This is a genomic window from Gelidibacter sp. (assembly GCF_035515035.1).
Classification (GTDB): domain Bacteria; phylum Bacteroidota; class Bacteroidia; order Flavobacteriales; family Flavobacteriaceae; genus Gelidibacter.
This window is the reverse complement of record NZ_DATJCA010000004.1, coordinates 1-25,769: the sequence shown is the minus strand read 5'-3', so window position 1 is coordinate 25,769 and position 25,769 is coordinate 1. Positions and strand designations below refer to the sequence as shown.

Sequence of the window (25,769 nt, the reverse complement as noted above, 5' to 3'; positions counted from 1 at the left end):
CATTCGGCTTGAAGGAGTGGAAGCAAGTCAAAAAGTTGTGGAATATCAAAGTTATTATGAATAGATATAAATTTGCGTTCGTATCTTTTCATATAAGTTTATCGGGAGAAGTTACTATTAAAATAAATCATCTATCTGGATCTATTTTAGAAGATGCAGCGATGATTTTCATGATGGAATCCCTAAAGCCATACCACCACCACCACCACCACCACCACCACCACCACCACCACCACCACCTCCTCCTCCTCCTCCTCCTCCCGCCTCTGAACAGATGGATAGGAGCATTCGGAACTAAAACCGGTGATATTTAAGTATGCTATTAATGCAAGTTTTGTTGATTAAGACTTTGATTATGTTAACCATATTTCCGATAGGTTTCAGGTTTATAAATCGAAAGAACTGTTTGCTGAGAAGATTCTAAACGATTCCTCTATGCAACTAGTTGCAGGATTGTCTAAATTTAAAAAGATCGAAAAAATTGATACAGCCAAACTCGATATGCTGATTGACAAGGACTTGGTTTTCTGGAAAAAACAAACCATAACTAAAAATGAAAGAAGTGAAAATGATCTTTCAGGAATTATTAGTTTTTCTAATGTTTCATTTAACGCGGATTTTACTAAAGCTGCAGTAGTTGATGGCGATTATTTTGAGCACATTGGTAATGGTATTAGCTTATATATATGAGAAAGAATTAACAATAAGTGGGGTCATAAAATACACACAAACCCTTATAATGTCTTGAGAAGCTGCTTGTAAAATGAGATTAAACTTTTTACAGTTTTTCCTTTTTGATTTTTTTTAGCAATGATGATTGATTTTTGAGAAAGCTTTTCTTTTTATCATTTCTACCGTAATTATTAAAATCACTGAAAATTAATTGTTTGCAGACTTTCAAATGTGAAATGATAATTGTCCGAAATTGAATCCGTTAAATGGCCACACATGCAGACCAAAACAATTCCTAATACATCCAGAAAAAGTGAATCCTATAAAAAGTTCAAACAAAATTTCAGTGCTCATAATGCTGATACAAGTAAAAAACCCATGTAAGAAAAACATTCAAAATCCCTCTTGACTATTGCAGCTTAAAATGATATCTTTAAAAACCCTCCACTCTTGGAGATACATTCTTAAATTTTAAAAATTATGCGTAAACTAACTTTTGCATTGTGGCTGTTTTTTATTCCCGCCATCTTCCTTGCTCAGGAAGCCTCCGTAATGCAGCAAATCAAAAAAGAGGGACTGGAAAATTCACAAGTGATGGATATCGCTTTTCATCTCACTGAAAAAAGTGGCCCAAGATTGATGAATAGTCCAGGTTATTATAGAGCCATGGATTATTCGGTGGAGCAATTGAAAACATGGGGCCTTGAAAATGTAATGAAGGACGAATGGGGAGATTTTGGAAAAGGCTGGGAATTGAAAAAATTCTATATCGCCATGAAATCGCCTTGGTACAAGCCTATCATCGCCTTTCCAAAAGCTTGGACCAGTGGCACCAACGGTCTGAAAACCGCAGCGGTCGTCTTGATTGATCCTCAAGCGGATAGCACTGCCTTGGTTACTAAGTACCGTGGAAAACTTGCAGGCAAGATTTTGGCATTGGATAACTTGATCCAATATGAACTGGATGATAAAGCCGATTTGGTTCGGTATACCAAAGCCGAATTGGATTCTCTGGGTGCCATTCAATTAAATAAAACAGATGCTGATACTACCGGATTGGCGGAACGGAGAAGAAAACGGATACAGGCCTGGCGAGAGTCTAGAAAAAAAGCTGAAGTACTGGGGAATCTTGCCCGGGAAGAAGGCGCGGTGGCCATCATCAGTTCTTCGCCTAGAAATCACGACGGTACCGTGTTTGTTCAACAAGGAGGATCTTATGCCCTGGACGCCCCGGAAAACTTTCTGGATATTGCAATGGCTTTGGAAGACTATAATATGATTGTAAGATTGGTTAGGGCCAATGAACCGGTGACCTTAGATTTGGAAGTAGAGTCTCAATTTTATACCGATCAAGAAAAAGGCTATAATGTGATTGGTGAAATTACGGGCACTGACCGCAAATTGAAGGATGAAGTAGTGATGATAGGTGGGCATCTCGATTCATGGCAAGGCTCAGTTGGCGCCACAGATAACGCTGCAGGGTCTGCCGTGATGATGGAAGCCATGCGGATTTTAAAGACCCTGAATATCAAGCCCAAACGCACGGTGCGTATTGGTCTTTGGGGAGGAGAAGAACAAGGCATTCATGGTTCACGAGGATATGTTTCAAAAACTTTTGCCAATAGAGAGGATATGAAAGTATTGCCTGCCCATGAAAAATTCAATGTCTATTTCAACCTCGATAATGGCACAGGACGCATCCATGGCATTTATTTACAAGAAAACGAAGCCGCCCGTGATTTAATGAAAAAATGGCTCGCTCCTTTTGCTGATTTGGGAGCTAGTACTATAACTGTAGAAAATACTGGAGGAACAGATCATTTATCTTTTGACGGGGTCGGATTGCCAGGTTTTCAATTCATACAGGACGAAGTTGAATACAACTCAAGAACACATCATAGCAATATGGACAGCTACGATCATTTGGTAGCAGAGGATTTAAAACAAGCGGCTACCGTTATTGCCGGTTTGATTTACCAAGCGGCAATGAGTGAGGTCAAAGTGCCAAGAAAAACTTTGCCCAAGGCACAAAAAAGCCAGTTTTAGCTTCAGATAACCGATAGAATTATAATTCAAAGAAAAACAGCCATGCGTTCATTCGCACGGCTGTTCTGTTTTAGAGCAATTTGAAACCGGCTTAGATTCCGGCTTAGCAACTTACTCTTAAAATGAGGGCCTTTGGATTTTTCTATCATAGTAAAAGGCTGCCGTCTCAAACATTGAAAGGCTGCGATTTAAAGACTATCTTTTTAGATGATTCCTATCCCAATCCCTGATCTCTCTAGTGACATCCTCGGGGGTTCTATTGGTGCGTTTGGCAATACGATCGGCCATACGTTCAAATTCACCTGAATTGTAATTTACATCATCATCAGTGAGTTTTGGATAACGATGTCTATAATCACTCTCAATATCCGTCCAACGGCTTTCTAACTCGCGGCTCGGTTCTTCATTGGGTTGATGTCTATTTTGTCCGTAATCAACTTCGCCCTGAACATCATTGGTACGTTTGTTCATTTGATGTTCATTATCATGAAGACGTTCCGGGTTTCCACTGATTTTCTCAGTCTTTTTATTTGACCCTTCTTCATTGGGTTTGCCATCTTGACTTTGCTGTGCTTTGTCACGATCTCGATTTTGTAATTCCGTATCTCTATCGTCATTACGGTTATCTTTATTTGTATCCATAATTTTGTTGTTTTATTTCGTTCCTGAAAGTTAGGGATGACCATTGAATTGAATGGACCTTATAAAATAAATTTTTGACACTATTGATTGATGTAAATTATTGATACTATGGAAGCCACATATTTCTACCTCTTAAATGAATACAGCAACTTATATTAGTTATTGCGACAACCTGGTTGACATTTAATAACAATCTTTGGTTACTTATTTATTAATCCTAAAATATTTTTATTATGTTAAGATGGTTTATAGTTTGTATCGTTATTGCAATTGTAGCTGGAATTTTTGGATTTGGAGGCATTTCTGCAGCTGCTGCTGGAATTGCCAAAGTGATCTTTTTCATCTTTATCATTGGCGCCATTATCACTTTTTTACTTTATAAAAAGATTTTTTGATCACTATTAAAAACAACAATATATTTTGAATTCATAGGTAAAGGTCGATATTTTTCAGAATGAATTGCTTAGAAATAAACGCGGATTCATTATCTCACTGATTTATCGCCTGAAATATTAAAATGAAGGAGGCGTTGTTTTTGTTCTTGGTAAGTTGGCCGCCAACTTATTAAAGAAAATCATTTAATTTTAAGGGATGGACTTATTCAATAACACGCCCAATGCAAACCTTTTACCTTTTGATGGGGAAGTTCACTATTATGGCCCTATTTTGGATCCAAAAATTGCCCACTCTTATTTCGAAAACTTAGTATCCAACATTGTTTGGAAAAATGACCAGGCCATTATATTCGGAAAATTGAGAGTCACCAAACGTAAGGTCGCATGGTATGGCAATGAGCCATTTCCTTACACCTATTCCAATACCACCAAATTGGCGTTGCCATGGACCAAAGAACTTCTAGAATTAAAAAACAGGGTCGAAAAAATATCTGGAGAAACCTTTAATTCCTGTTTGCTCAATTTATACCATTCGGGAGAAGAAGGCATGTCTTGGCATAGCGATAATGAAAAAGATTTAAAAAAGAATGCTGCCATAGGTTCTTTAAGTCTTGGTGCGGCTCGAAAGTTTTCATTTAAGCATAAGGCTACAAAACAAACAGCTTCCCTCATTTTGGAAAATGGAAGTTTACTGCTTATGAAAGGTAATACGCAATCCCATTGGAATCACCGCCTACCTCCTACCAAAAAAGTATCAACCCCGAGAATTAATTTAACCTTTCGCACGATTGCGTCCTAATCTTTGAGACAGGTGCCAAAGATTACATTCTAAAATTTAAATTCAGCAAACTAAAAAACCAAGCCACTGTCTAAGTCGCTTGGTCTTTATTTAAATGTTATTTTAAAACTCCAGATTTAAAGAGGGAACGAGTTGACGATTAATCCCAGCTGCTTTCCTCTCTTTTCAACATTTACAAAAATGTCTAGGCTGGAATCTTTTCGGCCTTTTTCATCCGGTCCCAATTTCTATGTTGTGCAATGGCCTTAATAAACTTTGAAGGCTCTGTATTCAAACAGACTGCCGCGTCATCTTTAAAATCGGATACATAGGTTGCATCTAAAAATTCAACTCCTTCATGATCTGCAGCAATGGCTTTGCAGTGTTTCAAAGCTTCGTTGATGAACTTGATGAATTTTGATTCCTCTTTCAACGCATTGATGGACGCTTTTCCACCTGGCACGTAAAGTGCATCATACAGGACACTTTCAGTCGTAATGATAGCCGCATCTACCTTTTGTTCTTGACCGTCATCACTCTTAACCGTGCCGCCATGTGGCGCCACCGTTTTGATCATGGCGCCTTCTTTTTTCAGGGCCTCAGTCATTTTCTTAAAATCGTTCATTGAAAATCCATCAGCAATAAATACGGCAATCTGTCGCGTCTCAATACTGTCAAACTTAGTTTTTGCCTGACTCAGAGCGGGTGATTTATCCAAATAAATTTTCTTTTTAGGTGGTTGATGTTTAGCAACATCTGCATCGGCACCAATAGCTTGATTTACGGGACCATCAACGGAATTTGGCACCTTAAGGCCCAAACCTTTAGCTACTTTTTGCGAAAGGTCTTCATCAATTTGTGCAATCATATATAACATACGTTCCTGAATGTGTTGGTGCAAACATTTTCCCAATTCAAAAATATAAGCATCGGTGACATGTTGTTGTTCCCAATCGGAGAGGCTTCTATAAAACAAGGCCGGCTGTGAAAAATGATCAGAAAAACTTTCACTTCGGGTTCTTATTTTCCTGGCGTCAATCCGTTCCTCATAAGACGTAAAAGCACCTTCAGACATTTTTGAAAGGTGCGGGCATCCGCCACTGAGACTGTTTGGGAAATACGCAGTTTGACCCTTTGGAATGTCCATTTGCATATGTCCGTCCCTCTGATTATTATGCGTTGGCATAATTGGTCTATTGATCGGGATTTGATGAAAATTAGGTGATCCCAATCGCGATAACTGGGTATCCCGATACGAAAACAATCGCCCTTGCAACAACGGATCGTTGGTAAAATCGATTCCTGGAATGATGTGCCCAGGAAGAAATGCAACCTGCTCTGTTTCGGCAAAAAAGTTTTCAGGATTTTTGTTGAGAGTCATTTTTCCGATGATTTTAACCGGGACCATTTCTTCTGGAATCAGTTTAGTAGGGTCCAAAAGATCGAACTCAAATTTGTGCTCGTCTTCTTCGGCCACAATCTGAATTCCAAATTCCCATTCAGGAAAATGTCCGGCTTCAATCGCGTCCCACAAATCCCTTCTGTGGAAATCGGAATCGGCACCACTTATTTTTACCGCTTCATCCCAAGTGACCGAATGCACGCCCAATTTAGGTTTCCAATGGAATTTCACAAAATGCGATTCTCCTTTATCATTGATCAATCGGTAAGTATGAATGCCAAAACCTTCCATCATTCTTAAACTCCGCGGAATGGCGCGATCGCTCATTGCCCAAATCTGGTTGTGCAAAGTTTCCGTGGCATGGGTTACAAAATCGTAAAATGTATCGTGTGCCGAAGCTGCTTGAGGAATTTCTTTATTAGGTTCAGGTTTAACGGCATGCACCAAATCCGGAAATTTCATGGCATCCTGTATAAAGAAGATGGGCATATTATTGCCTACTAAATCCCAAGTGCCTTCATCCGTATAAAATTTCACGGCAAATCCTCGCACGTCTCTTGCCAAATCTGTTGAGCCCTTAGAGCCTGCTACGGTTGAAAAACGAACAAAAACTGGAGTTTTCCGTGAGGTATCCGTAAAAATTCCTGCTTTACTAAATTCTGCTATGCTTTCATACAATTCAAAATAACCATGTGCTCCACTTCCTCTGGCGTGTACAATGCGTTCTGGAATTCTTTCGTGGTCAAAATGGGTTATTTTCTCCCTCAATAAAAAATCTTCGAGTAAGGTGGAACCACGTTCTCCCGACTTTAAGGAGTTATTAGTGTCATTAACTTTCAGACCTTGGTTAGTGGTCATCGTTGTATCCTTTGTCTCCGTTACGAAACGTTTTAAATCCTCTGTTTTTTTTGAACCGGAATCTTTTGTTTTCTTATTGTCCATAGAGCCATGTTTTAGTAATATTCTTATTCACCAGTGAAGTAATGAACCTTAAAGTTGCTATTAAATCAAACAGAAAATTAGCCCAATAAATTAATATTATGACGCATTCAGTAAGAATTACAAATATTATGGGAAACCATGGTAAAAAGCCGATTCACTCCACAGGCGAAAACAACTAATGGCTATAGGTCACTGACAGATAACAGATTACCATTAATAGGGGGAAATTTCTAGTATTTAGTAATACAATCTAAAATCCAACATTTTGGCAAGGTCATAATGTTTTTGGAATAGTTCTTCTACCACCTCTTTGAGATCATTATTTTCTTGGAATAAACTAAAAAAAGCAATATCTATAGTTCGATAACTAGGAATCTCCTTAACATTCCTGCCATACCCTGAAATGGCACGTGCGCCCGTAATGTCCAAAAAGTATTGGCATTCCTCATCAGATAAATCCAATACCTTATTATTAGCAAAATGGATGACTTTACCTTTCATTTTCCCTTCAAAAAGTTCGGCGATTTCTTCAATACTGTAAAAATAATTGTTTATCTGAATGTTGTTGGGTCCGCCTGGCATGACAAGGTAAATAATTTCATAATCCTTGAAGTTATGATCGTCATAAAGCAGCGTGTTCAAGCTTTCTTCCAACCCTTCAATGGTGTCGCAAGTGGTATAAATACTTGCGATATCATGTTGTAACGCAATTTTCTCCAAGGCCTTAACAACTTCTGTATCATGACCGGATTCCACATCTGGAACCGCTTCCAAACAGAAAATAAATTGTTCGTCTTCCATAAACCTATTTTTTCTCTTTTTTATGAGTCACAAAACTGCTGATTTCGATCGGGTTCAGCAAGGATTTCAACCGCAATCTGAAATCAATTTTATTAGTTTTTTAAGCCTCCTTTGCGAAGAAGGAACAACCAATCAAACCCTTTCCAGAAACACCGCTAAATAAGATAATCCCAAGATATAAATATCCAATAATTATTTATGTTTTCCTCAGTCTTCACTGCTTTCCATTAACCGAATTCCTAATATAATTAACTCGAAAGCTCCATAGGCAATGTATTGTTTTTTAAGGCTCATTTTTCCATGGATAAAGCACTTTATTATTCTACAATAAAGGTAATTTCAATCCCAAGTGCTATTTAATCCAAGATCTATATTATGGAACCTATAAGTTTAAAAGAATCCGTTACCTCGAAAAGATTGTTTTTCCCGAAGAAAAGGCCTGAGAAAAACACAACACCTTCCAATCCAAAATCCATGGCATCTGTTTTAATGCTCAGCACATTTCCGCCTCGCGAATGTGGCATTGCAACCTACTCTAAAGATTTGATGGAAAGTGTCAATAGAGCTTTTGGAGGTTCTTGTACCATACAAATTTGCCCACTTTATGATGATCAGCATCCGCTAGAGCAATCACATCACTTTGATTATAGTTTAAATACAGATGCTACGGAGAGCTATAAAAAACTCGCCACCCAAGTAAATTCAAATGCCACCATTAAACTGGTCATGATCCAACACGAATTTGGATTGTTCAATGGGTATTCTGAGAAATTTATTGAATTTCTAAGATCGCTAGAAAAACCAACGGTAGTAGCTTTCCATACGGTCATACCAAATCCGGATTCCCATTTAAAAAAACATGTGAGAGACATTGCCTCTTGTGTAAAAAGTCTGACCGTAATGACCAAGACCTCCAAATCCATCCTAACGGAAGCGTATGGCATAGCAAAATCAAAAATTAAGGTGATTACACATGGCACCCATTTGATCAAACATAAAAACAAAGAGAAATTAAAAACAAAATATGACCTTGATCAAAAAACGGTCTTGTCCACTTTCGGACTTTTAGGACCTGGTAAAAGTATTGAAACCACCTTGGATGCGCTTCCAGAACTGGTTAAGGAATTTCCTAATATTGTATTTTTGGTTTTGGGAAAAACACATCCCACTTTAGCTAAAAATGAAGGTGAAACCTATCGGGAGTTTTTGGTGCAAAAAACCACAGATTTAAAAATAGAATCCCATGTCAAATTTGTCAATGAATTTCTACCTTTAGAGACTTTGTTGGAATACCTTCAACTTACAGACATTTATCTGTTCACCTCTAAAGATCCCAACCAAGCCGTAAGTGGCACTTTTGCTTATGCGATGAGCTGTGGCTGTCCTATAATTTCAACCCCTATACCGCATGCCAAGGAATTCTTGTCTCAAAATAAAGGTCTCCTGTTCGATTTTGGAGATAGTCAAAAATTAACAACCCAACTCCGAACGCTTTTAAAGGACAAACACTATCGGAAAAATCTGGGATTGAACGGACTTCATGCTTCATCAGCCACCTCTTGGGAAAATTCGGCTTTGGCTCATGGGCACTTATTTAATAAATTGGCGCTATCAACAAAACTGAAGTATCAAAAACCGGAATTAAAACTGGACCATCTCCATAAAATGACCACTGAGGTTGGCCTGATTCAGTTTGCGAAATTAAACCAACCAGATATTTCTTCGGGATACACTCTAGACGACAACGCAAGAGCGTTAATAGTAATTTGTGAATATTATAAGCTTACCCAAAACAACAGTCTTATTCCTAATCTAAGAAAATATTTGAGCTTTATTTTAAATTGCCAAAGACATGATGGTCGATTTTATAATTATGTGGATGAAAACAGCACATTTACCAAACAGAATGACCAAGTCAATCTCGAAGATTCCAATGGGCGCGCCATTTGGGCTCTTGGGCACCTCTTGGAAATAGAAAATCTAGTTCCTGCCAACTATGCTTATCTATTTCATAGGGCCAGAGAGTGTTTTGAAGAATTCATTCCCAATGCCATCCATTACACTTCCCCTCGGGCTATCGCATTTATTATTAAGGGCATTGCGGTCTCTGGATTACCACAACCGGATTCTGTTTATAATTTTACCCTGCGCAAATTGGGGTCCAAGCTCAGTAAAATGTACCACTCTGAATCAGCGAAAAATTGGAAATGGTTTGAGCCGTATCTCACCTATGGCAATAGTGTTTTACCAGAAGCCATGCTTGAAGTGTACAAGTGGACAAAAATTGAAGCATATAAAGTTATTGCCTTTGAATCCTTCAATTTTTTACTCAAACATTTATTCAGAAATCACAAGTTTACAGTCATCTCAAATCAGACTTGGTTTTTGAGAGGCGATTCGCTTAAGGAGTGTTCCCTGGGCGGTCAACAACCTATAGATGTTGCCTATACCATTTTGGCCTTAAAGAATTTTCATGAGGTTTTCTCCAATGAAGGTTATGCAGAGAAAATGGAACTGGCTTTTAGTTGGTTTATGGGCAATAACCATTTAAAACAAATCATCTATAACCCTTGTACCACAGGATGTTTTGACGGATTGGAACTTAAAAACGTCAATTTGAATCAAGGTGCAGAATCGACCGTAAGTTATTTAATGGCGCGCATGGCATTTGAAAGTTAGCGCACTGACTTTTCTATTGCATTGAATTCTTGAGCTCTTCTAATAATAACTTAATATCTACTGTAGCGTAGGACGATGAATAATCAGACACGGCATAAGGGATAATTAAGTCGTTATTATGAATGATCCCGCCACAGGAATAGACCACATTGGGCACATAGCCTTCGCGTTCTTCCTTACTAGGCGAAATCAAAGGTTCCTTCAACCGGCCGATGACTCGTGTGGGATCTTCCAAATCGAGCAACGAAGCCCCGATAGAATAACGACGCATTGGCCCTACGCCATGGGTCAAGATGAGCCAGCCTTCTTCAGTATAAATTGGAGAGCCACAATTTCCGATTTGAGTCAAATCCCAAGAAAATTTTGGTTCTTGAATTTTTATTGGATCGTTCCATAAGGTGATCCGGTCTGAAAACACTACATAATTATTATAGCCATCTACCCTAGCGAGCATGGCATATTTTCCTTTTATTTTTCGAGGAAACAGAGCGAAGTTTTTATTCTGAGCGGCGTTCCCGTGAAGCGGCATGATCCTAAAATCTAAAAAATCGCAGGTGCTCAGTAATTTTGGAATGATGGTATGCCCGTTGTAAGCCGTATAGGTTGCATAAATTGTTTCGCTTCCATCATCATCAGTAAATTGAACAAATCGGGCATCTTCAATCCCCCTGCTTTCTGCGGGTGAATTCGGAAATATCACACGTTCTGAAATATCACTTAAATCACTAAAGGTCAAATCATAATAAGAATCAACTAGCCAGGTCATCTCAGAAAGAGCCAATTGTTTGGCGGAGTCAATCTTGTTGTCGTCCAATAGTTTTTTTACTGCATCTTTAAGGGCGTAATATTCAAAATGGCTGGGTAAAGGATCCATGATTTCTGAAATAAACTGATCAGGAATTTTAATTTCCTGCATTTTCTCAACAAAGCGCTGTTTATCATACGACATCTTGTATCCAACTTCTGGAAGATCAATGTGATTTTTAACTTTTAAGACGTGTAAATTATTCTCCTCGTCCAATATACCTCTTCTAAAGACGATAGAAGATAAGTGACCTTCACCAGTAGCCCTAAACGAAATAATCACCCTTTTTTCTCCTTCTTTGAGAAAGGATTGATCGAGATCTTCAATCATTGAGGGATTAAAGAGCGCGGCAGACTCTATAGAATATTCCATAGTGCAATAAGCTCCAATCAGCATTTTCTGATCATCAGTTAAATTCTCATAACTGATTCCCATGTTGCTGAACAAATCTCTAAAATTTTCGCAATGGTGCCTGAATATTTTTTTAAGATTGCGATGTCTCCCCTTAAATTCAAGAAGAGTTTTTGCCAATTCTTCAGCAACTTTAGTTTCAGAATATTCCAACACCTTTAATATCAGTTGCTTGGTTCGTATTTCTCCGTTATTAAAAAAACGCGTGACGACGCGTGATGCATCTGGAGTAAATTTTAAAGCTTTGCGTTGCACTTTTATTCCCATGAAAACAAGTTACTAAAAATTGGAATTGAATGAAATAGAATGGTCTTGTTTTTTCAATAATTTATTAACCAATCCTCTTTTAGGGACCAACGTACGAAGTTTTACATTTATTTTTTAAAACCTTACGTTAAATTATATATACAAATCCATTTAGCAGAATTCGAATTTTCTTTCGCCAATACTAATTCTCTTCAACGTTGAAAAGTTCTCATATAAAACATAGGTATTATTTTTTCGGTCATAAATCCAACGTATTAAGCACATGAATGCCATGATCAAGCTTTAACTTTATAGAAACAATAAAAACAAAATTATGAAAACATTAGAAGATTTATTTGAACATCAACTCAAGGATTTATATAGTGCAGAAACACAATTGATCGCCGCTTTACCTAAAATGGTCAAAAGTGCCACAGATCCAAAATTAAAAAAGGCTTTTGAAGGGCATTTGGAAGAAACAAAAAACCATAAAAAGCGCTTGGAAGACGTATTTAAAGAATTAGATGTTGATCCAAAAGGTGAAACCTGCAAGGCCATGCAAGGCTTAATTAAGGAAGCTGAAAGTTTTATCAGTGAGAAGAAAGATGACGATGTCAACAACGCTGGGCTTATAGCTGAGGCACAACGTGTAGAACATTATGAAATATCAGGTTATGGTACTGCCGTAAGATACGCCAAGGAATTAGGGCATAAAAAGATAGCTTCCATACTCAAAGAAACTTTGGATGAAGAATATGGTGCCGATAAAAAACTAAATGATATGGCAGAACAACGCCTTAACAAAAAGGCTATAGAAAAATAGCAAATAAAAAAAATCCCGATTTATTCGGGATTTTTTAGTTTCAAAGAAATTCATTAATCAGTTTATACAACGCTTATTTCTTGAGTTTCTCATTTCTTTCCGCCGTGGCACGTCCCGCTAAATCACGATCTTTACCACCAGGATTTCCACCATATTGATTGGTGTTTTTCTTTTTAAAGACCCCTTTATCGACACTTTTATCTTTCTCAGGATCAAATTCTGTTTTCTTCTTTTTATCAGTCATGTTTATGAGTATTTAAAATTAATTCTTAAATAAGATATTCCATCTTATGGCAAAAGACCTGTGTTCCAATATCTAATTTCATTATTGACCTCGGAGCGACATCTTTGGGTCTTGCTGGCAATTCTATCCGTCATTTCGCTAAATTTTCCTGGTAGAAAATCTAGATCTTTATCCGTTAACATGGGATAGGTACGGCGATAATCTTCTTTGACCTCAAGCCATTTTTCTTCCACATTTAGACTGACGGGATCTTTACAATTGCTTTTATTATTTTGATCCTTTGGAGTTAACAGCCCCTTATCTTGATCTTTCATGATATAGTTTACATTTAGAACTATCAAATTACAAACAGATTATGACATGTATTGACCTTAATCAGATTTTCATTGATCCATTAATTATTGCCGATGATAAAATCTGTCTAAAATAGGGCCAACATTCCCTGGCTTAAATTTGGCCCTGAATGGAGACTGAAATAGATCAGATTTAAGCCCGGTTACCTGCTCAATTAAATGGCATTTCAAGAGACCAACCTGAGGTTTTCCTTCAATTTTTGTTGGTGGAGCTTTGGTGTACACTTGAAACGTTTCTTAAAGATTCTACAAAAGTAACTTCTACTGGTCAAACCAACTGAATAGACAATTTCCGAAACGTTTAAATTCGTATTTCTGAGCAATACCAGCGCTTTCTCCAACCTCTGGTTTCTGATAAAAATAGCAACCGTACACTGATGCATTTCCTTAAAACCTAATTGCAGTTTTGAAACCGACAAACCAGTTTTTTTGCACAGTTCTTTAATACTGTATTCATGTTGGGGGTTTTCCTTGATCTCATCGGAAATAATTTTTAACTGATGAATTTCAAAAGGCTGAAGGACACCCAGTTTATTAGAACAACTGAGAAATTCCTTAATTTTTAAACCCATCAAAATATGGCTATAACCCTGTGCAATAAATTTATTTTCACAGGTCGTCTTATCAAGATATTTAATTTTTCTGGCCATTTCAGAGAGTTCCAGATTGGGCAGAAGCACGCCCGCAGAATTCGAGACATCCATAAAGATAGAATCCTTTTGAAGGGATTGGAATAGAGAAAGCTGCTCGGCAGTAAGATGAGTACGCTGAATTCTTAAAATCATAAAATCATAACTTTTATGAGGTTTACAATTAAAAGATATCGTTTCTGATTCATTGTTAGGAATCAAAAAGCTAGCAAAAGATGGCACTTCAATATTTTCCTTGTCGCAATTTAAAACCAACGATGATTTAGGCGCCAAATTAAAACAAATATAGAAGGCAGAATCCTTTTCTGATTTCAAATAGACATTAAAATCATGGAGGGCTTTAAACTCAAAACCGTAGAATTCAATATGGTCTGTTAGGGCATATCTCTCAATCGCCCCTTTATAATAGCGACCATTGCTAGTTTGACCTTCCCGAATTTCAAAACTATGTAAACCATTCATAATGAAAGCATTTAATGTTCGTTAATTCTAGTCAGGATTACAAATTTGCAATTTTTTATAAATTCTCTTTAGCGTTATTCATAATAAATATATCTTTAAACCTATTTTAATGAAATAGACCAACTCGATTTTTTGGCTACTCAATAAATGCAAAACTCCTGCTCAACATGATGTTGGCAGGAGCTTTGATAAAGAAAAAATAAACTTATTTTTTCTTTGATGCTGCTGAGGAGGTTTTACTCGTAGAAGACGATTTTTTTGGATCGTTTTTTTTGTCATCCTTCTTTGGAGCATCTTTCTTTGTAGATTTGTCTTGTGTAGCCATTTTAATTCTCTTTAAGTTTATTATAGGATAAAGTTAAGTCATAACCTTTCAGAAAAAGAGTTCAAAAAATCCAATAAATTGCTCTAAAAAAATTATTTTAAGTTCACATAAGATGATCGATAGCGTTCTCCATGTCAATGCCTTTTCCTAATATGTTTTTGAATGGCTCACTCTTATCCTTTACCCGCTCTGGCACCGTATTTATGGTGAAATCAGCTATTTTTAATCCGGATTTCACTTCTGACCAATCCAAGGGAGTGGAAACAGTAGCGCCTTTCACAGGTCTTACACTATAGGCAGAAGCAATGGTTTGTCCTTTACGGTTTTGCAAATAATCCAAATAGATTTTTGGGCCACGCTTTTTAAGTGAGCGTTCCAAGGTAGTAAGGTCGGGCAACTGTTCATTGATGTACACACATAATAGTTTTGTGAAATCCCTGGCTTCTTCATAAGTATACAAACCACCCATAGGAATATAAATATGCATCCCCGAGGCTCCTGATGTCTTGCAGTAACCTTTTATCTTTGCCCTATCTAAGATTGATTTTGTGGCCAATGCGGTTTCTATCACCTGTTCAAATGTGTTTTCTTTTGAGGGATCTAAATCGATGATAGCATAATCAGGCCGGTCCAGTTGATAAATGGTGGAATGCCAAGGATGCAGTTCAATACACCCTAAGTTATTCATATAAAGTAAGGTCGCTTGATTTTGACATAATAGATAATTGATTTCCTTTTCTGAAGATTTTGAAGCAATAGCTGCCGTTTCAATCCAAGCCGGAAGATTTTCATGATCCTTTTGGTAAAAGGAGTCCCCTTGAATCCCGTTGGGATGGCGATGCAAACTTTCAGGACGGTCCTTTAAATACGGGAGGATATATTCGGACATTTTAATATAGTAGTCCAAAAGGTCATACTTGGTCAGCTTGGCATCAGGCCAATAGAGTTTATCGGGATTAGTGATTTGTACTTGAATGCCATCAACTTCCAATGAAAATTCGGATTTGGACTTCTTTTTCCGTTTGATGGGTTCTTTATTTTCAAAATCATCAAAAGCAATGGATTTATCTTCCCTCAGACGTATAAAGACAGGATGGCGCATAATATTTGAAGGTGTCCATTCAGAAAATCTTACTTCGCAAACCAATTTTGGAAGGATCCAAACGGCTTCCCGTCCTTTAAGATGTTTACCAATTTCAAATGCAGGGGTGTCGGTTTTTAGGACTTCAAATTTATGATAGAGCTCGTTAATTTGTTTTTCCGAAAATCCAGTGCCACAGGTGCCTACATACACCAAAACGTCATCTTCTACCATTCCCAAAATCAAGGAAGCAAATTTCCGCGATTTCGTTTTTGATAAGGTATACCCACAAATAATGGTTTCAGTGTCTTCCATTTTTTTAAATTTCAACCAATTAGTAGTTCTTAGATTAGGATCGTAAGTGGAATTGCTTTTTTTGGCAATAACGCCCTCCATTCCCATAGCAACCGCTTGCTCGAAAACCGTGATCCCCATCGCTTCCACATGATCGCAATACTGAATATGGGGAGAATCTGGGAGTAAGGATTTCAATAATTCTTTTCTGTCCAATAGCGCTAGTTCTATAGTATCGTGCCCATTAAGATGCAAAAGATCAAACACATAATACACCAAAATACCTTTCGTCGTGTCGGATTGATAATTCTGCAACGCACTAAATTGCGGGAGCCCTTTTTCATCCAACACCACTATTTCACCATCCAAAATAGCGGAATGATCAATGGCACCCAACTCATCGTGAATCATTTTAAACTTCTCGTTTAATGAAATACCATTTCTGGAGTAGAGCTCTACATGACCAGATTCTAAATTTGCCAAGGCACGATAGCCATCATATTTCAGTTCATAAATCCAATTTTTATCATTGAATATTTTGGTTCCCGGAGATGCTAACATGGGTTTGACAAACGATTTCAGGCTGAGTGCTGAACTTTCATGATTTGCAGAAGTAGAAAACGCCTCTAATGTAAAATCTTCGGCGTTATAATTTAAATCGGTAGCAAATTCATCAGCATGTTTAATAAGGAGCCATTGGTTTTTTTTGTTCATGGATGACGACCGAACCAAAGTGAAGATGCCCTTAAGCTTTTGACCGTAGAAAACAATTTTCAATTTGCCATCCACATAATCTGAAGTCAATTTTTGTTCAGGATATAGATTTTCATAATGGCCTTCGTCCCAAATGGTCATCTTCCCTGCACCGTAATTTCCTTTGGGAATGACCCCTTCAAAAGTTAGGTAAGCCACCGGGTGGTCTTCAGTATGGACGGCCAAGCGTTTGTCTTTAGGATTCATGGATGGTCCTTTTGGAACGGCCCAACTCTTTAGGACGCCTTGCATTTCCAAACGTAAATCATAATGCAAATGGCTCGCGCGATGGCGTTGGATCACAAAACGAAATTTATTGGCATGATCAATAAGGTCTTTGGGCTCCGGCGTGTCCTTAAAACTTCGTTTTTTTCTATAATCGTCGAGGCTCATGCTATGAGGCTTTCTTTTTGCCTTGCTCTAGACTGGCTTTAAGTTTTGCCATCAAATCCTTCGCAGCAGTCGGCTCACTTTCCGATTTTTCAACTTTCACTTTTTTACCTGAAGCCTTTGATTCGATAATTTTGAGCAGCTGTTTGTTGTACACATCTTTGTATTTTGTGAAATCGAATTTCTCAGAATAATTTTCAATCAATGTTTCAGCCATTTTGATCTCCTTTTCTGAAGTTTTGGTTTTCGGAACCTTGATTTCCTTCGGGTCTCTAATTTCTTCGGCAAACCTAATGACATGTAATACAATCACATCTTTATAGACGCCAATGAGGGATAGGTTTTCCTTTTGACGCATTACAAAAGTGGCCACACCCAATTTGCCTGTTTTCTTCAAGACATCCCGCAACAGATTATAGGCTTTTCCACCTTCTTTTTGTGGTTCTAGATAATAGGGGTTTTTAAAAAGAAGGTCTGATACTTCAGAGGCTTCAACAAACTCCTCAATATCGATAGTCTTACTTTTTTTAACGTTGGCATTTTCAAAATCTTCTTTTTCAAGAACAATGTAGGTATCATCCTTTTTATACCCTTTGACTATGTTCTTCCATTCCACTTCTTCTCCTGTGTCTTCATTGACCCGTTTATATCTAATTCTGGCGTGATCGTGTTTATCCAACATGTCTAAATCCAGAGTGCGACTTTCTGAAGCCGAATACATTTTTATTGGGATCGATACGAGTCCAAAACTGATGGTGCCATTCCAAATTGATTTCATAATTTATAGTTTTATCCTGAAAATTTAACCAATGAAAAAGAGACTCGAGGGTTCGAATCGAGAAAATAGTAACTTAATCGAAAATAACGGTTGTTAAACTTTAAGACCACTAGGTAGGGAAAATCTCTGACATCAACCATCTCAAGAATTCTTCGGATAAGATAATTATTAGTCTTCTTCCTTATTCTGAGTGATAATTATAAGTAACATCACACCATTTAGTAAAAATGATATCCCGTTGGTCAAAATTATTGGCCAATCCATTTTTAAAATCCCATACACCGTCCACAGGCCGACACCAAGGCATAATACCACAAACATCCACGGACTGACATCTTTTACTTTCTTCGTTTTAACGGCTTTGATAATCTGTGGTAAAACACCCAATGTCGTAAAGACTCCTGCAAGTATGCCTATAATTTCTTCTAAATCCATACTATTTTTTATCCATTTCAGGAGCCATTTAGCGTAAAAAAAACCATGAATTAAAAAATATAATCCGTGGTTTTCATAATCACAGGTTTTAATAGAAATACCTTATAAACTAAGGATGTACTAAAGATCCCAATCCCTAATCTCTTTTTCTATTTCTTTTGTGCTTCGATTTGTTCTGCGGGCAATATTTGCGATCATATTATCAAAATTTCCCTGTTCTAAATCGACATCCTCATCAGTAATGTTCGGATTTCTCTTGCGATAATCTGCTTGTATATTACTCCATCTTCCTTCTAAACTATCATCTCCACTATTTAATTTACTGTCTGCAGTATAGCCGCGGTGCTTGTTGTTTTCTTTATCTAAACTCATAATCTATTATTTTTTAGGTTTATTTGGTTTAAAGCCGTCTTTTGTAGAATCGTCTTTTTCACTATGGACTTTTTTACTTCCTCTAGCATGTTTTATACTTGATTCGCCTCTATCAGTTTCTTGATCTTTTTGTTTGTCGCTCATAATATTTTCGTTTTAATTTTAATATCTATAATGTATCAAATAAACATGCATATCATTATCTTGATTCATAAGAATCTTAACGAGATTGCAATTTATAGTGCTACATTATGGCATCTATTTTAGATTTGAAATATTGGTGGCTAGGACTTAGTATTGGAAATTTCATAATGAATTGGCTTAAATGTACCTCCATTACTATCTTCCGCAGAACAGGCGGTTAAGGCTACTATGACGTCCATTTGTGCTTTAAACTTCACCAAATCTCCAGGTTTTGAAGTTGGAGGCAATACCCTTAGCTTGCCATTTGCATCAAACTGAACATTCATAAATACGTTAAATGCCGTAGGGATATCATCTATTTCAATACCGTACGGTTGTAAATTTTTATACAAATTCTCAATGCAACTTGGATGGTAACCTTGATGCCCATACATGATTTTAAAGGTTTCCGGACTGCAGGGCGCCAATAAGAAATCATTACGGCCATTGGTGTCTTCCAAAATGGCCATCATTTTTTGCGATCGGTTGCTCCACAGGAAATTTCCTGTAGTCAATAAAATGGATTCTTCAAAATCCATCGTTTTTCCTGCAGAAAGTTTCTCTTTTGGATCTTTTTGGTTAAAAACCACCATGTCACTTACTTGTTGTCCCATAGGATCAATGATGGTAAGGATATCTCCTTTCTTTAATTCAAAGGCTGCACCTGATTGCGGTGCTATAATGTGTGCTGTACTCATATATTCTCTTGTTTTATATGAAAAGGGCATTTCCAATCTTTATCTACTGCTCTTCCACTATATTGTTTTGCTTCAGACTCCTTGCCAAAATCCTTCAAGACTGGGTTTATGGAACCTTGAAGTTTTTTATCGCGACGACGGATTCTATTTTTTACGGTTTGGTAGGTTCCCATTTCCCGTAATTTCTCAAATTGCCAATGCAAGTTCATCACAAGGGTGCAATAAGGAGCACGACGTGCCAACCTCGAACTTTGAGGATGCATCCCAATTATATAAAACGCTCTGCCTTTTAAACTAAAACTAAAGGTAGGACTTTCAACGTCATCACTGACTCTATGATCCCATTCCACATGGTCATGATCATGGAGTTTTTGCAAGAGATTCCAAAGTGATTTTTCAAATTCCATTTCCGTTTCAAAATGACTGTCTTTAAAACAAAGAAGTAAGGATTCGAAATCATTGGATTCAAAATCATACTGATCCAAATAGTTTTCTATGTCTTTTAAAATCGGCTTCACAACCCGGTCAGAAGACATGTCATCATAAACTTTTAAATGATACTTGTTCAATTTAAATACAGCATTGGCCATTATGCAAGGATGCTTTTGCTTAATGAAAAAATTCTCATAAGCCAGTTCAATCTTTTTGTTTTCTTTTTGATCTATCTTTTCCATAAACTTTCAATAATCGTTAAACATGGTATTAAACTCCACTGGTTTAAAAAATCTCAGGAGATTACTTTTTGCAAAATTCTTAAGATAGCGAGGTGTCGTTTCCCTTAATGTGAACGACCAATACAAGTATAAGGACTCCTAGAATGGAACGTTAAAATGAAATAAGTCAGATTAATAACTTAATCTAAACGCGGACTTCAAAATTATTAATTATCAGACTAAACGATTAGTTCAAAACCCAACAACTTTTGCTCATAACCAAAATACCGTGTCTGGAGGAAACGATTAAACTGCCACTTTTTTCCAATTTCAAAATCCCTTTATCCTCTAAAAACCAGGGCTTTCCTCATTCTGATAAGCGTCTCGCACCCTTATGAATATTTAACTACCTTTCAACTAATCCCTTGACGTTCAGGTCAAGCCTCATACCGATAAATATCCACGGGGAAGAGCAGATAAAAAAGCCAAGGAGCATTAAAACAGAGTTCTACCTTTAAAGCAGCTCCCTGGGGTTTGAGCAGACCAATCAACAAATAAAAAAAAGCATCAAAGCCTATAATGAACTGAGGCCACATGCAAGCTGTGATTATTCAACCCCTGATCAAGCCCACTCACAATCAGGGAAATTAAACAAAAGATGGAAGAACTATAATAAGTATTTTGAACATGTAAAAAGAACTGTACAGTTCTTTTAGGACCATCAACTATATTTGTATAACTATAACAGGATTTAATTAATAACCTGTATAACTATCTCAGGACGGGTCAAATAAAAGGTATAGCGTATATACTCCCTAGATACTCCCTAGATACTCCATGGATAGGGTATGGATAGGGTATGGAATAGATCATTGGTCTTTAAAGTGTAAAAAAGATAGCAACGAAAATTTATACCTCTTCATAATAGATTTTAAACAACGTTGATATCCCACAACTTGTTGACTTGTGCGCTCTTAAAAGTGGTCATTGCTTAAATTCAATTCTGCTAACATTCTTAAATCGTACTTCTTTAATTCGACTTTATTCACATCTACCAAATTTGGTTGGCATTCAATAACTCAAATTTCAAACAACTTATTGGTGCTTTTCTGAGCAATGTCATCCTAAATGATATAAAATCAGATTATCTTTATGCTAAAGTCCAATAGGAATCACCCAATAGTTTAGGCGAGAAACCTATTAAATTATAGGACATATTATTCTCACACACTTATAAAATTTGAAGAATTGGGAAGACCAAACTTCCTATTTCTTAACTATTTATTGATGAAAAACAAAATCCAGAATAAAGATTTGTTCCAGAAAATTTTTGAAGCTTCAGGTGAAGGGATTATTGCCGTTGACGAAGATGGCGATATTTTAGCCTCAAATCCTGCATGCGAACAACTTTTTGGCTATAATCCTGGCGAATTGAATGATCAAAATATTGATATTATCATTCCTGAAAAATTCAGGCATCTTTATAAAAATTATATTAAAAAAAGAGGTCCTGGCCTTAAAAGAGAAAGACATCTCTGGGGCATTAAAAAAGATGGCAGTACATTTTACTTAAACCTTCGCATAAGTCCTTCGGTAATTGATGGAAAAAATGTCACGATCGCCTTTTTTTGGGATGCCACACAAGAAAAGGAATACGCGCAAGAATTGGAACAAAAGGTACAAGAGCGCACTCAGGAAGTCATGGAAACGGTCCAGAAACTTTCAGAATCCAATATACGCCTTGAAGATCAAATACGAATTACCAATTTAGCTGAAGGTGAAGCGGTAACGAGCAAAAATATCGCCTCGGAAATTGCAAAAAATTTCCCGAATGGTTTTGTGGCCGTCATGGATGAACAGTCAAAAATAGTATTTGCTGATGGGGACGCTTTAGAGCAATTGGGATTAAAACAATTTTATCAAGAAGGCAGGTCCATTGATGATATTTCCGTTTTTTCCGAGGAACGAAAAGCAAAAATCAAAGAAAGTATTAAAAAAACACTTTCTGGAAAACATCTTTCCTTTGAAGTCAGTTATAAAGACAAATATTTCGCTGTAAACACAGCACCGCTGACGGACAAAAACAACAAAATAAGTAGTTCCCTGCACGTTTATAATGATATTTCCAAACAAAAGGAAATTGAGTTTACCATTCAAAATGCGTTAAAATCAGAACAGGAATTGAATGATATGAAATCCCGTTTTGTCTCTCTCGCATCCCACGAGTTTAGAACACCTTTAAGTGCGATCCTCACTTCAGCAATTTTAATTGGCAAGCAGAACGGAGACGGCAAAGCCGATAAAAGAGAAAAATACTTGGCTCGAATAGAACGGAATGTCAACAACCTTACAATTATTCTCAACGACTTTCTTTCACTGAGCAAAATGGATGAAGGCAAGGTCATGCCCATTAATGAACGGGTTGATTTGATTTCCTATTCCAAAAAATTGGTCAAGGACACCAATATCACTTTAAAGAAAAACCAGACCATTATGGTAACAAGCGCCAATGAAGAACTGTTTGTGCATCTTGACCGTAAATTATTAAACCATATCCTTAACAATCTCTTATCGAATGCGTCCAAATATTCATCCGAAGGAGCCACGATCGATTTTAAAATAACAGAAAAAAACAAAACCATTTTGTTAGAAATTTCCGATCATGGAATTGGTATTCCCCAGGAAGAGCAAAAATACATTTTCGGACGCTTTTTTAGAGCGAAAAATGCCTTCAATATAGAAGGCACCGGACTGGGATTAAGTATTGCAAAACATTATACAGAGTTAATGGGTGGCACCATAACCTTTAAAAGTGAACCAAAACACGGCACAACCTTTTCGGTTGAGCTCCCAATACAGAAATAAAATGAAAAAAATACTCATCATAGAAGACAATCAAGATGTGCGTGAAAATACAGCAGATATTTTAGAACTCGAAGGATATGAGGTCGCTTCCGCAGAAAATGGAATAATAGGCGTCGAACGTGCAAAAGAACTCTTACCCGATGTGATTGTATGCGATATTATGATGCCAGAATTGGATGGCTATGGCGTATTGGAAGCATTGAACAAAAACAGTCAAACCTCAAGCATTCCCTTTATTTTCCTGACGGCAAAAACCGAAAAAATAGACATGCGAAAAGGGATGAATTTGGGTGCAGATGATTATTTGACCAAACCCTTTACTGAAACGGAATTATTGGAAGCCATTCAAGGCAGACTAAAAAGACATGATTTCCTAAGACGAGAATTTTCAAGGTCCATAGAAGGCGTTTCACAATTTATTGAAGCAGCTTCAACCTATTTGGAGTTAGATCATTTATCCAGAGATTATAAACCGGTAAAATACACCACCAAAGACCTTATTTATATGGAAGGGGATGCGGCAAACACTTTATATTTCATAGAAAGTGGCGTCATAAAGACATTTAAGACCACCGAAAAAGGGAAGGAATTTGTAACCGGTTTGTGCGGTCCTGGCCACTTTATAGGGCAATTATCCCTCCTCTCAGACAACGGCACCTATATTGAATCGGCTGCTGTATTGGAAGATGCTGTTCTGTATGAAATTCCTAAATTAGACTTTACCTCACTTATAAAAGAAAACAACGTGGTTGCTAATAAATTCATGGGCTTACTTTCCAATAATCTGGTAGATGTTCAAGAACTCATGGTTAACGTTGCCTATGCCACCGTGAGACAGCGTACTGCAAAAGCCTTACTTGACATATATGAACAACGCATTTTAATCAATGATGACGATAATGGCATCAGTATAGGAAGGGAGGATTTTGCCGGTCTTATTGGCACGGCAACTGAAACGGCCATACGCATGCTAACCAAATTTAATGAGGAAGGACTGATATCCTTTGGTGTGCGAAGAGAGATCATTATAAAAGAGAAAAAGACCTTAGAACATATTGTTATGTTCGGTTAAGGTCTTTTCCTCGGGAGCTAATCCCATTTTTCTTTTTCACTATTTCAATGCATTTTAGCTGATGGCATCCTTGGCGTCTTTTACAAAATCGGACACGTTCTGTGACGTATCTGCAACTGATCTTTTAATTTTTCTTCTGGTTTTACTGCCCTTATATGGCGCAAAAAGAATTCCAAGTCCAGCACCAATTGTGGCCCCTGTTAAAAGAGCGAGCATTAATTTTCCATTACATCTTTCCATAATTTTATCTGTTTTTTAAGTTATTTTTTCTAATCATAAAGATAAGATGAAAGCACTTGGTATGAAATGACTTAGGTCATGCCGACAAAATAATTTCAGAAAAAGCAGAGGGGATCAACTCGTTCATATTGTATTAAATTCAAGGGTTTTAATTTGTTCTTCGCATATTTGGGGATTGAATTTATCTGCCTCATTTTTTAATCCGAAACTTTCGAGTTTATCAACTTTTGAAAGTTTGGTCAACAAAACCAATTCCATAATTTTCCATATAATCTGGAACTCCCCTGCTCCTCTTAAATCAAAACATGCACCTCAACCTCATGTTGCATCCCGTTATCCTCTAAAGGAAAAACAGCGCCCTTACCCTGCTTATTGTCCATCTTCCACCAAGATTCTTCAATAGCCTTTTCCTGATAGATTGTGATATTATAAGTACTGGTTTTAAAACGGTAATGGATGGTAACAGAAGGCCATTCCTCAGGAAAACAAGGGGTAAATCTCAGTTTGTCCACAAGAAGCTCCATACCCAACAACGAACTTATAATAAATTGATTCATCCAGCCTGAAGAGCCAGTGTACCACGTCCATCCGCCACGCCCGCGATGGGTTTCGTTAGCGTAAACATCGGCCGCCATGACATATGGCTCTACTTTATATATCTGCACCTCTTCAGCCTTTAAAGCATGATTAATGGGTTGAATCATACTAAACAGTTCATAGGCTGTCTTCCTATCGCCAAGCGCAGCAAAAGCCATTAAGGTCCAGATGGCCGCATGGGAATATTGACCTCCATTTTCCCTTACTCCAGGCACATATCCTTTGATATAACCGGGATTCAAATCAGATTTATCAAATGGAGGATCAAGAAGCTGAATGATTTTAATATCTCTTCTGACTAAATGTTTATTTAAAGACGCCATGGCTTGATTCCTTCTTTCCTCAGGTGCAGCATTGGTCAGAACAGACCAGCTTTGAGAAATGGCATCAATACTACATTCTTCATTTATCTTTGATCCCAAAGGCGTTCCATCATCAAACCAGGCCCGTTTATACCATTCGCCGTCCCACGCCGAATTTTCAATATTGGCTTGCAATTGAATGGCCTGTTCTTTACAGGTTGCTGCAAATTCGTTATCACCATATTCAATGGCTACTTTTTCAAAATTTAAAAGAATATCATATAGGAAAAATGCGAGCCATACACTTTCTCCCTTACCTTCATTCCCTACCTGATCCATCCCGTCATTCCAGTCGCCAGATCCCATCAACGGCAAACCAT

The 25,769-nt window shown here is 37.3% G+C and carries 24 protein-coding genes; 8 read left to right on the top strand and 16 right to left on the bottom strand.

Annotated features, from left to right (window positions below):
- The first annotated feature begins 435 nt into the window (after nt 1–435).
- Nucleotides 436–690, top strand: coding sequence for a hypothetical protein (locus VLZ86_RS00225; protein WP_325447510.1), 255 nt, complete (start codon nt 436–438; stop codon nt 688–690).
- A gap of 462 nt (nt 691–1,152) precedes the next feature.
- A complete protein-coding gene (locus VLZ86_RS00220; RefSeq protein ID WP_325447508.1) occupies nt 1,153–2,718 on the top strand; it encodes a M20/M25/M40 family metallo-hydrolase in 1,566 nt (521 codons plus the stop codon).
- A 195-nt stretch (nt 2,719–2,913) separates the two neighbouring features.
- On the opposite strand, the gene VLZ86_RS00215 is transcribed toward VLZ86_RS00220, so the two are convergent.
- Complete coding sequence (locus VLZ86_RS00215) at nt 2,914–3,360, bottom strand: hypothetical protein (protein ID WP_325447506.1); 447 nt, start codon at nt 3,358–3,360, stop codon at nt 2,914–2,916.
- A gap of 233 nt (nt 3,361–3,593) precedes the next feature.
- Here VLZ86_RS00215 and VLZ86_RS00210 point away from each other — a divergent pair, with 233 nt between their 5' ends.
- Both VLZ86_RS00210 and VLZ86_RS00205 read left to right on the top strand, forming a co-directional pair.
- Nucleotides 3,594–3,755, top strand: a complete 162-nt coding sequence (locus VLZ86_RS00210) for a DUF1328 family protein (protein ID WP_325447504.1) — start codon at nt 3,594–3,596, stop codon at nt 3,753–3,755.
- Between the two features lie 196 nt (nt 3,756–3,951).
- On the top strand, nt 3,952–4,554 hold the full coding sequence (locus VLZ86_RS00205; RefSeq protein WP_325447502.1) for an alpha-ketoglutarate-dependent dioxygenase AlkB family protein: 603 nt from the start codon (nt 3,952–3,954) through the stop codon (nt 4,552–4,554).
- A 184-nt stretch (nt 4,555–4,738) separates the two neighbouring features.
- On the opposite strand, the gene VLZ86_RS00200 is transcribed toward VLZ86_RS00205, so the two are convergent.
- A complete protein-coding gene (locus tag VLZ86_RS00200; protein ID WP_325447500.1) occupies nt 4,739–6,877 on the bottom strand; it encodes a catalase in 2,139 nt (712 codons plus the stop codon).
- Between the two features lie 237 nt (nt 6,878–7,114).
- Entirely contained in the window at nt 7,115–7,678 is a 564-nt protein-coding gene (locus VLZ86_RS00195; RefSeq protein WP_325447498.1) for a DUF6642 family protein, read from the bottom strand.
- A gap of 375 nt (nt 7,679–8,053) precedes the next feature.
- Here VLZ86_RS00195 and VLZ86_RS00190 point away from each other — a divergent pair, with 375 nt between their 5' ends.
- Nucleotides 8,054–10,357 (top strand): glycosyltransferase, encoded by a 2,304-nt coding sequence (locus VLZ86_RS00190; RefSeq protein WP_325447496.1) that lies wholly within the window; start codon nt 8,054–8,056, stop codon nt 10,355–10,357.
- A gap of 13 nt (nt 10,358–10,370) precedes the next feature.
- Here VLZ86_RS00190 and VLZ86_RS00185 read toward each other — a convergent pair whose 3' ends face one another.
- Nucleotides 10,371–11,840 (bottom strand): glycoside hydrolase family 130 protein, encoded by a 1,470-nt coding sequence (locus VLZ86_RS00185; RefSeq protein ID WP_325447494.1) that lies wholly within the window; start codon nt 11,838–11,840, stop codon nt 10,371–10,373.
- A gap of 313 nt (nt 11,841–12,153) precedes the next feature.
- On the opposite strand from VLZ86_RS00185, the gene VLZ86_RS00180 reads away from it, so the two are divergent.
- Nucleotides 12,154–12,642, top strand: coding sequence for a ferritin-like domain-containing protein (locus tag VLZ86_RS00180; protein ID WP_325447492.1), 489 nt, complete (start codon nt 12,154–12,156; stop codon nt 12,640–12,642).
- Nucleotides 12,643–12,715: 73 nt separating this feature from the next.
- Here VLZ86_RS00180 and VLZ86_RS00175 read toward each other — a convergent pair whose 3' ends face one another.
- From VLZ86_RS00175 to gntA, 10 genes are all read right to left on the bottom strand, one after another.
- Nucleotides 12,716–12,886: a hypothetical protein gene (locus VLZ86_RS00175; RefSeq protein WP_325447490.1), complete on the bottom strand. Its 171-nt coding sequence runs from the start codon at nt 12,884–12,886 to the stop codon at nt 12,716–12,718.
- Nucleotides 12,887–12,930: 44 nt separating this feature from the next.
- Complete coding sequence (locus VLZ86_RS00170; RefSeq protein WP_325447488.1) at nt 12,931–13,200, bottom strand: hypothetical protein; 270 nt, start codon at nt 13,198–13,200, stop codon at nt 12,931–12,933.
- Between the two features lie 206 nt (nt 13,201–13,406).
- Nucleotides 13,407–14,351, bottom strand: a complete 945-nt coding sequence (locus VLZ86_RS00165) for an AraC family transcriptional regulator (protein WP_325447486.1) — start codon at nt 14,349–14,351, stop codon at nt 13,407–13,409.
- A 428-nt stretch (nt 14,352–14,779) separates the two neighbouring features.
- On the bottom strand, nt 14,780–17,197 hold the full coding sequence (gene ligD, locus VLZ86_RS00160) for a DNA ligase D (RefSeq protein WP_325447484.1): 2,418 nt from the start codon (nt 17,195–17,197) through the stop codon (nt 14,780–14,782).
- 1 nt (nt 17,198) lies between these two features.
- Nucleotides 17,199–17,972 carry a Ku protein gene (locus VLZ86_RS00155; protein ID WP_325447482.1) on the bottom strand — a complete coding sequence of 258 codons (774 nt, stop codon included), beginning with the start codon at nt 17,970–17,972 and terminating at the stop codon, nt 17,199–17,201.
- A 168-nt stretch (nt 17,973–18,140) separates the two neighbouring features.
- Entirely contained in the window at nt 18,141–18,407 is a 267-nt protein-coding gene (locus VLZ86_RS00150; RefSeq protein ID WP_325447480.1) for a SemiSWEET transporter, read from the bottom strand.
- Nucleotides 18,408–18,527: 120 nt separating this feature from the next.
- Entirely contained in the window at nt 18,528–18,779 is a 252-nt protein-coding gene (locus VLZ86_RS00145; RefSeq protein WP_325447478.1) for a hypothetical protein, read from the bottom strand.
- A gap of 6 nt (nt 18,780–18,785) precedes the next feature.
- The gene (locus tag VLZ86_RS00140; RefSeq protein WP_325447476.1) at nt 18,786–18,923 is read right to left on the bottom strand and encodes a hypothetical protein; all 138 of its coding nucleotides are present in this window, start codon (nt 18,921–18,923) and stop codon (nt 18,786–18,788) included.
- Between the two features lie 140 nt (nt 18,924–19,063).
- A complete protein-coding gene (locus VLZ86_RS00135) occupies nt 19,064–19,660 on the bottom strand; it encodes an urea carboxylase-associated family protein (protein WP_325447474.1) in 597 nt (198 codons plus the stop codon).
- Entirely contained in the window at nt 19,657–20,334 is a 678-nt protein-coding gene (gene gntA, locus VLZ86_RS00130) for a guanitoxin biosynthesis heme-dependent pre-guanitoxin N-hydroxylase GntA (protein ID WP_325447472.1), read from the bottom strand. Before gntA ends, VLZ86_RS00135 begins: the two co-directional genes overlap by 4 nt.
- Before the next feature lie 1,266 nt (nt 20,335–21,600).
- Between gntA and VLZ86_RS00125 the strand changes: the two genes are divergently transcribed.
- Nucleotides 21,601–23,178, top strand: coding sequence for a sensor histidine kinase (locus VLZ86_RS00125; protein ID WP_325447470.1), 1,578 nt, complete (start codon nt 21,601–21,603; stop codon nt 23,176–23,178).
- Between the two features lies 1 nt (nt 23,179).
- Entirely contained in the window at nt 23,180–24,250 is a 1,071-nt protein-coding gene (locus VLZ86_RS00120; RefSeq protein WP_325447468.1) for a response regulator, read from the top strand.
- A 54-nt stretch (nt 24,251–24,304) separates the two neighbouring features.
- Here the strand turns inward: VLZ86_RS00120 and VLZ86_RS00115 are convergent, their stop codons facing one another.
- Both VLZ86_RS00115 and VLZ86_RS00110 read right to left on the bottom strand, forming a co-directional pair.
- Nucleotides 24,305–24,490 (bottom strand): YtxH domain-containing protein, encoded by a 186-nt coding sequence (locus VLZ86_RS00115; RefSeq protein WP_325447466.1) that lies wholly within the window; start codon nt 24,488–24,490, stop codon nt 24,305–24,307.
- Between the two features lie 293 nt (nt 24,491–24,783).
- Nucleotides 24,784–25,769, bottom strand: a 986-nt coding sequence (locus VLZ86_RS00110) for a GH36-type glycosyl hydrolase domain-containing protein (protein ID WP_325447464.1), incomplete at its 5' end; no start/stop codon positions are given.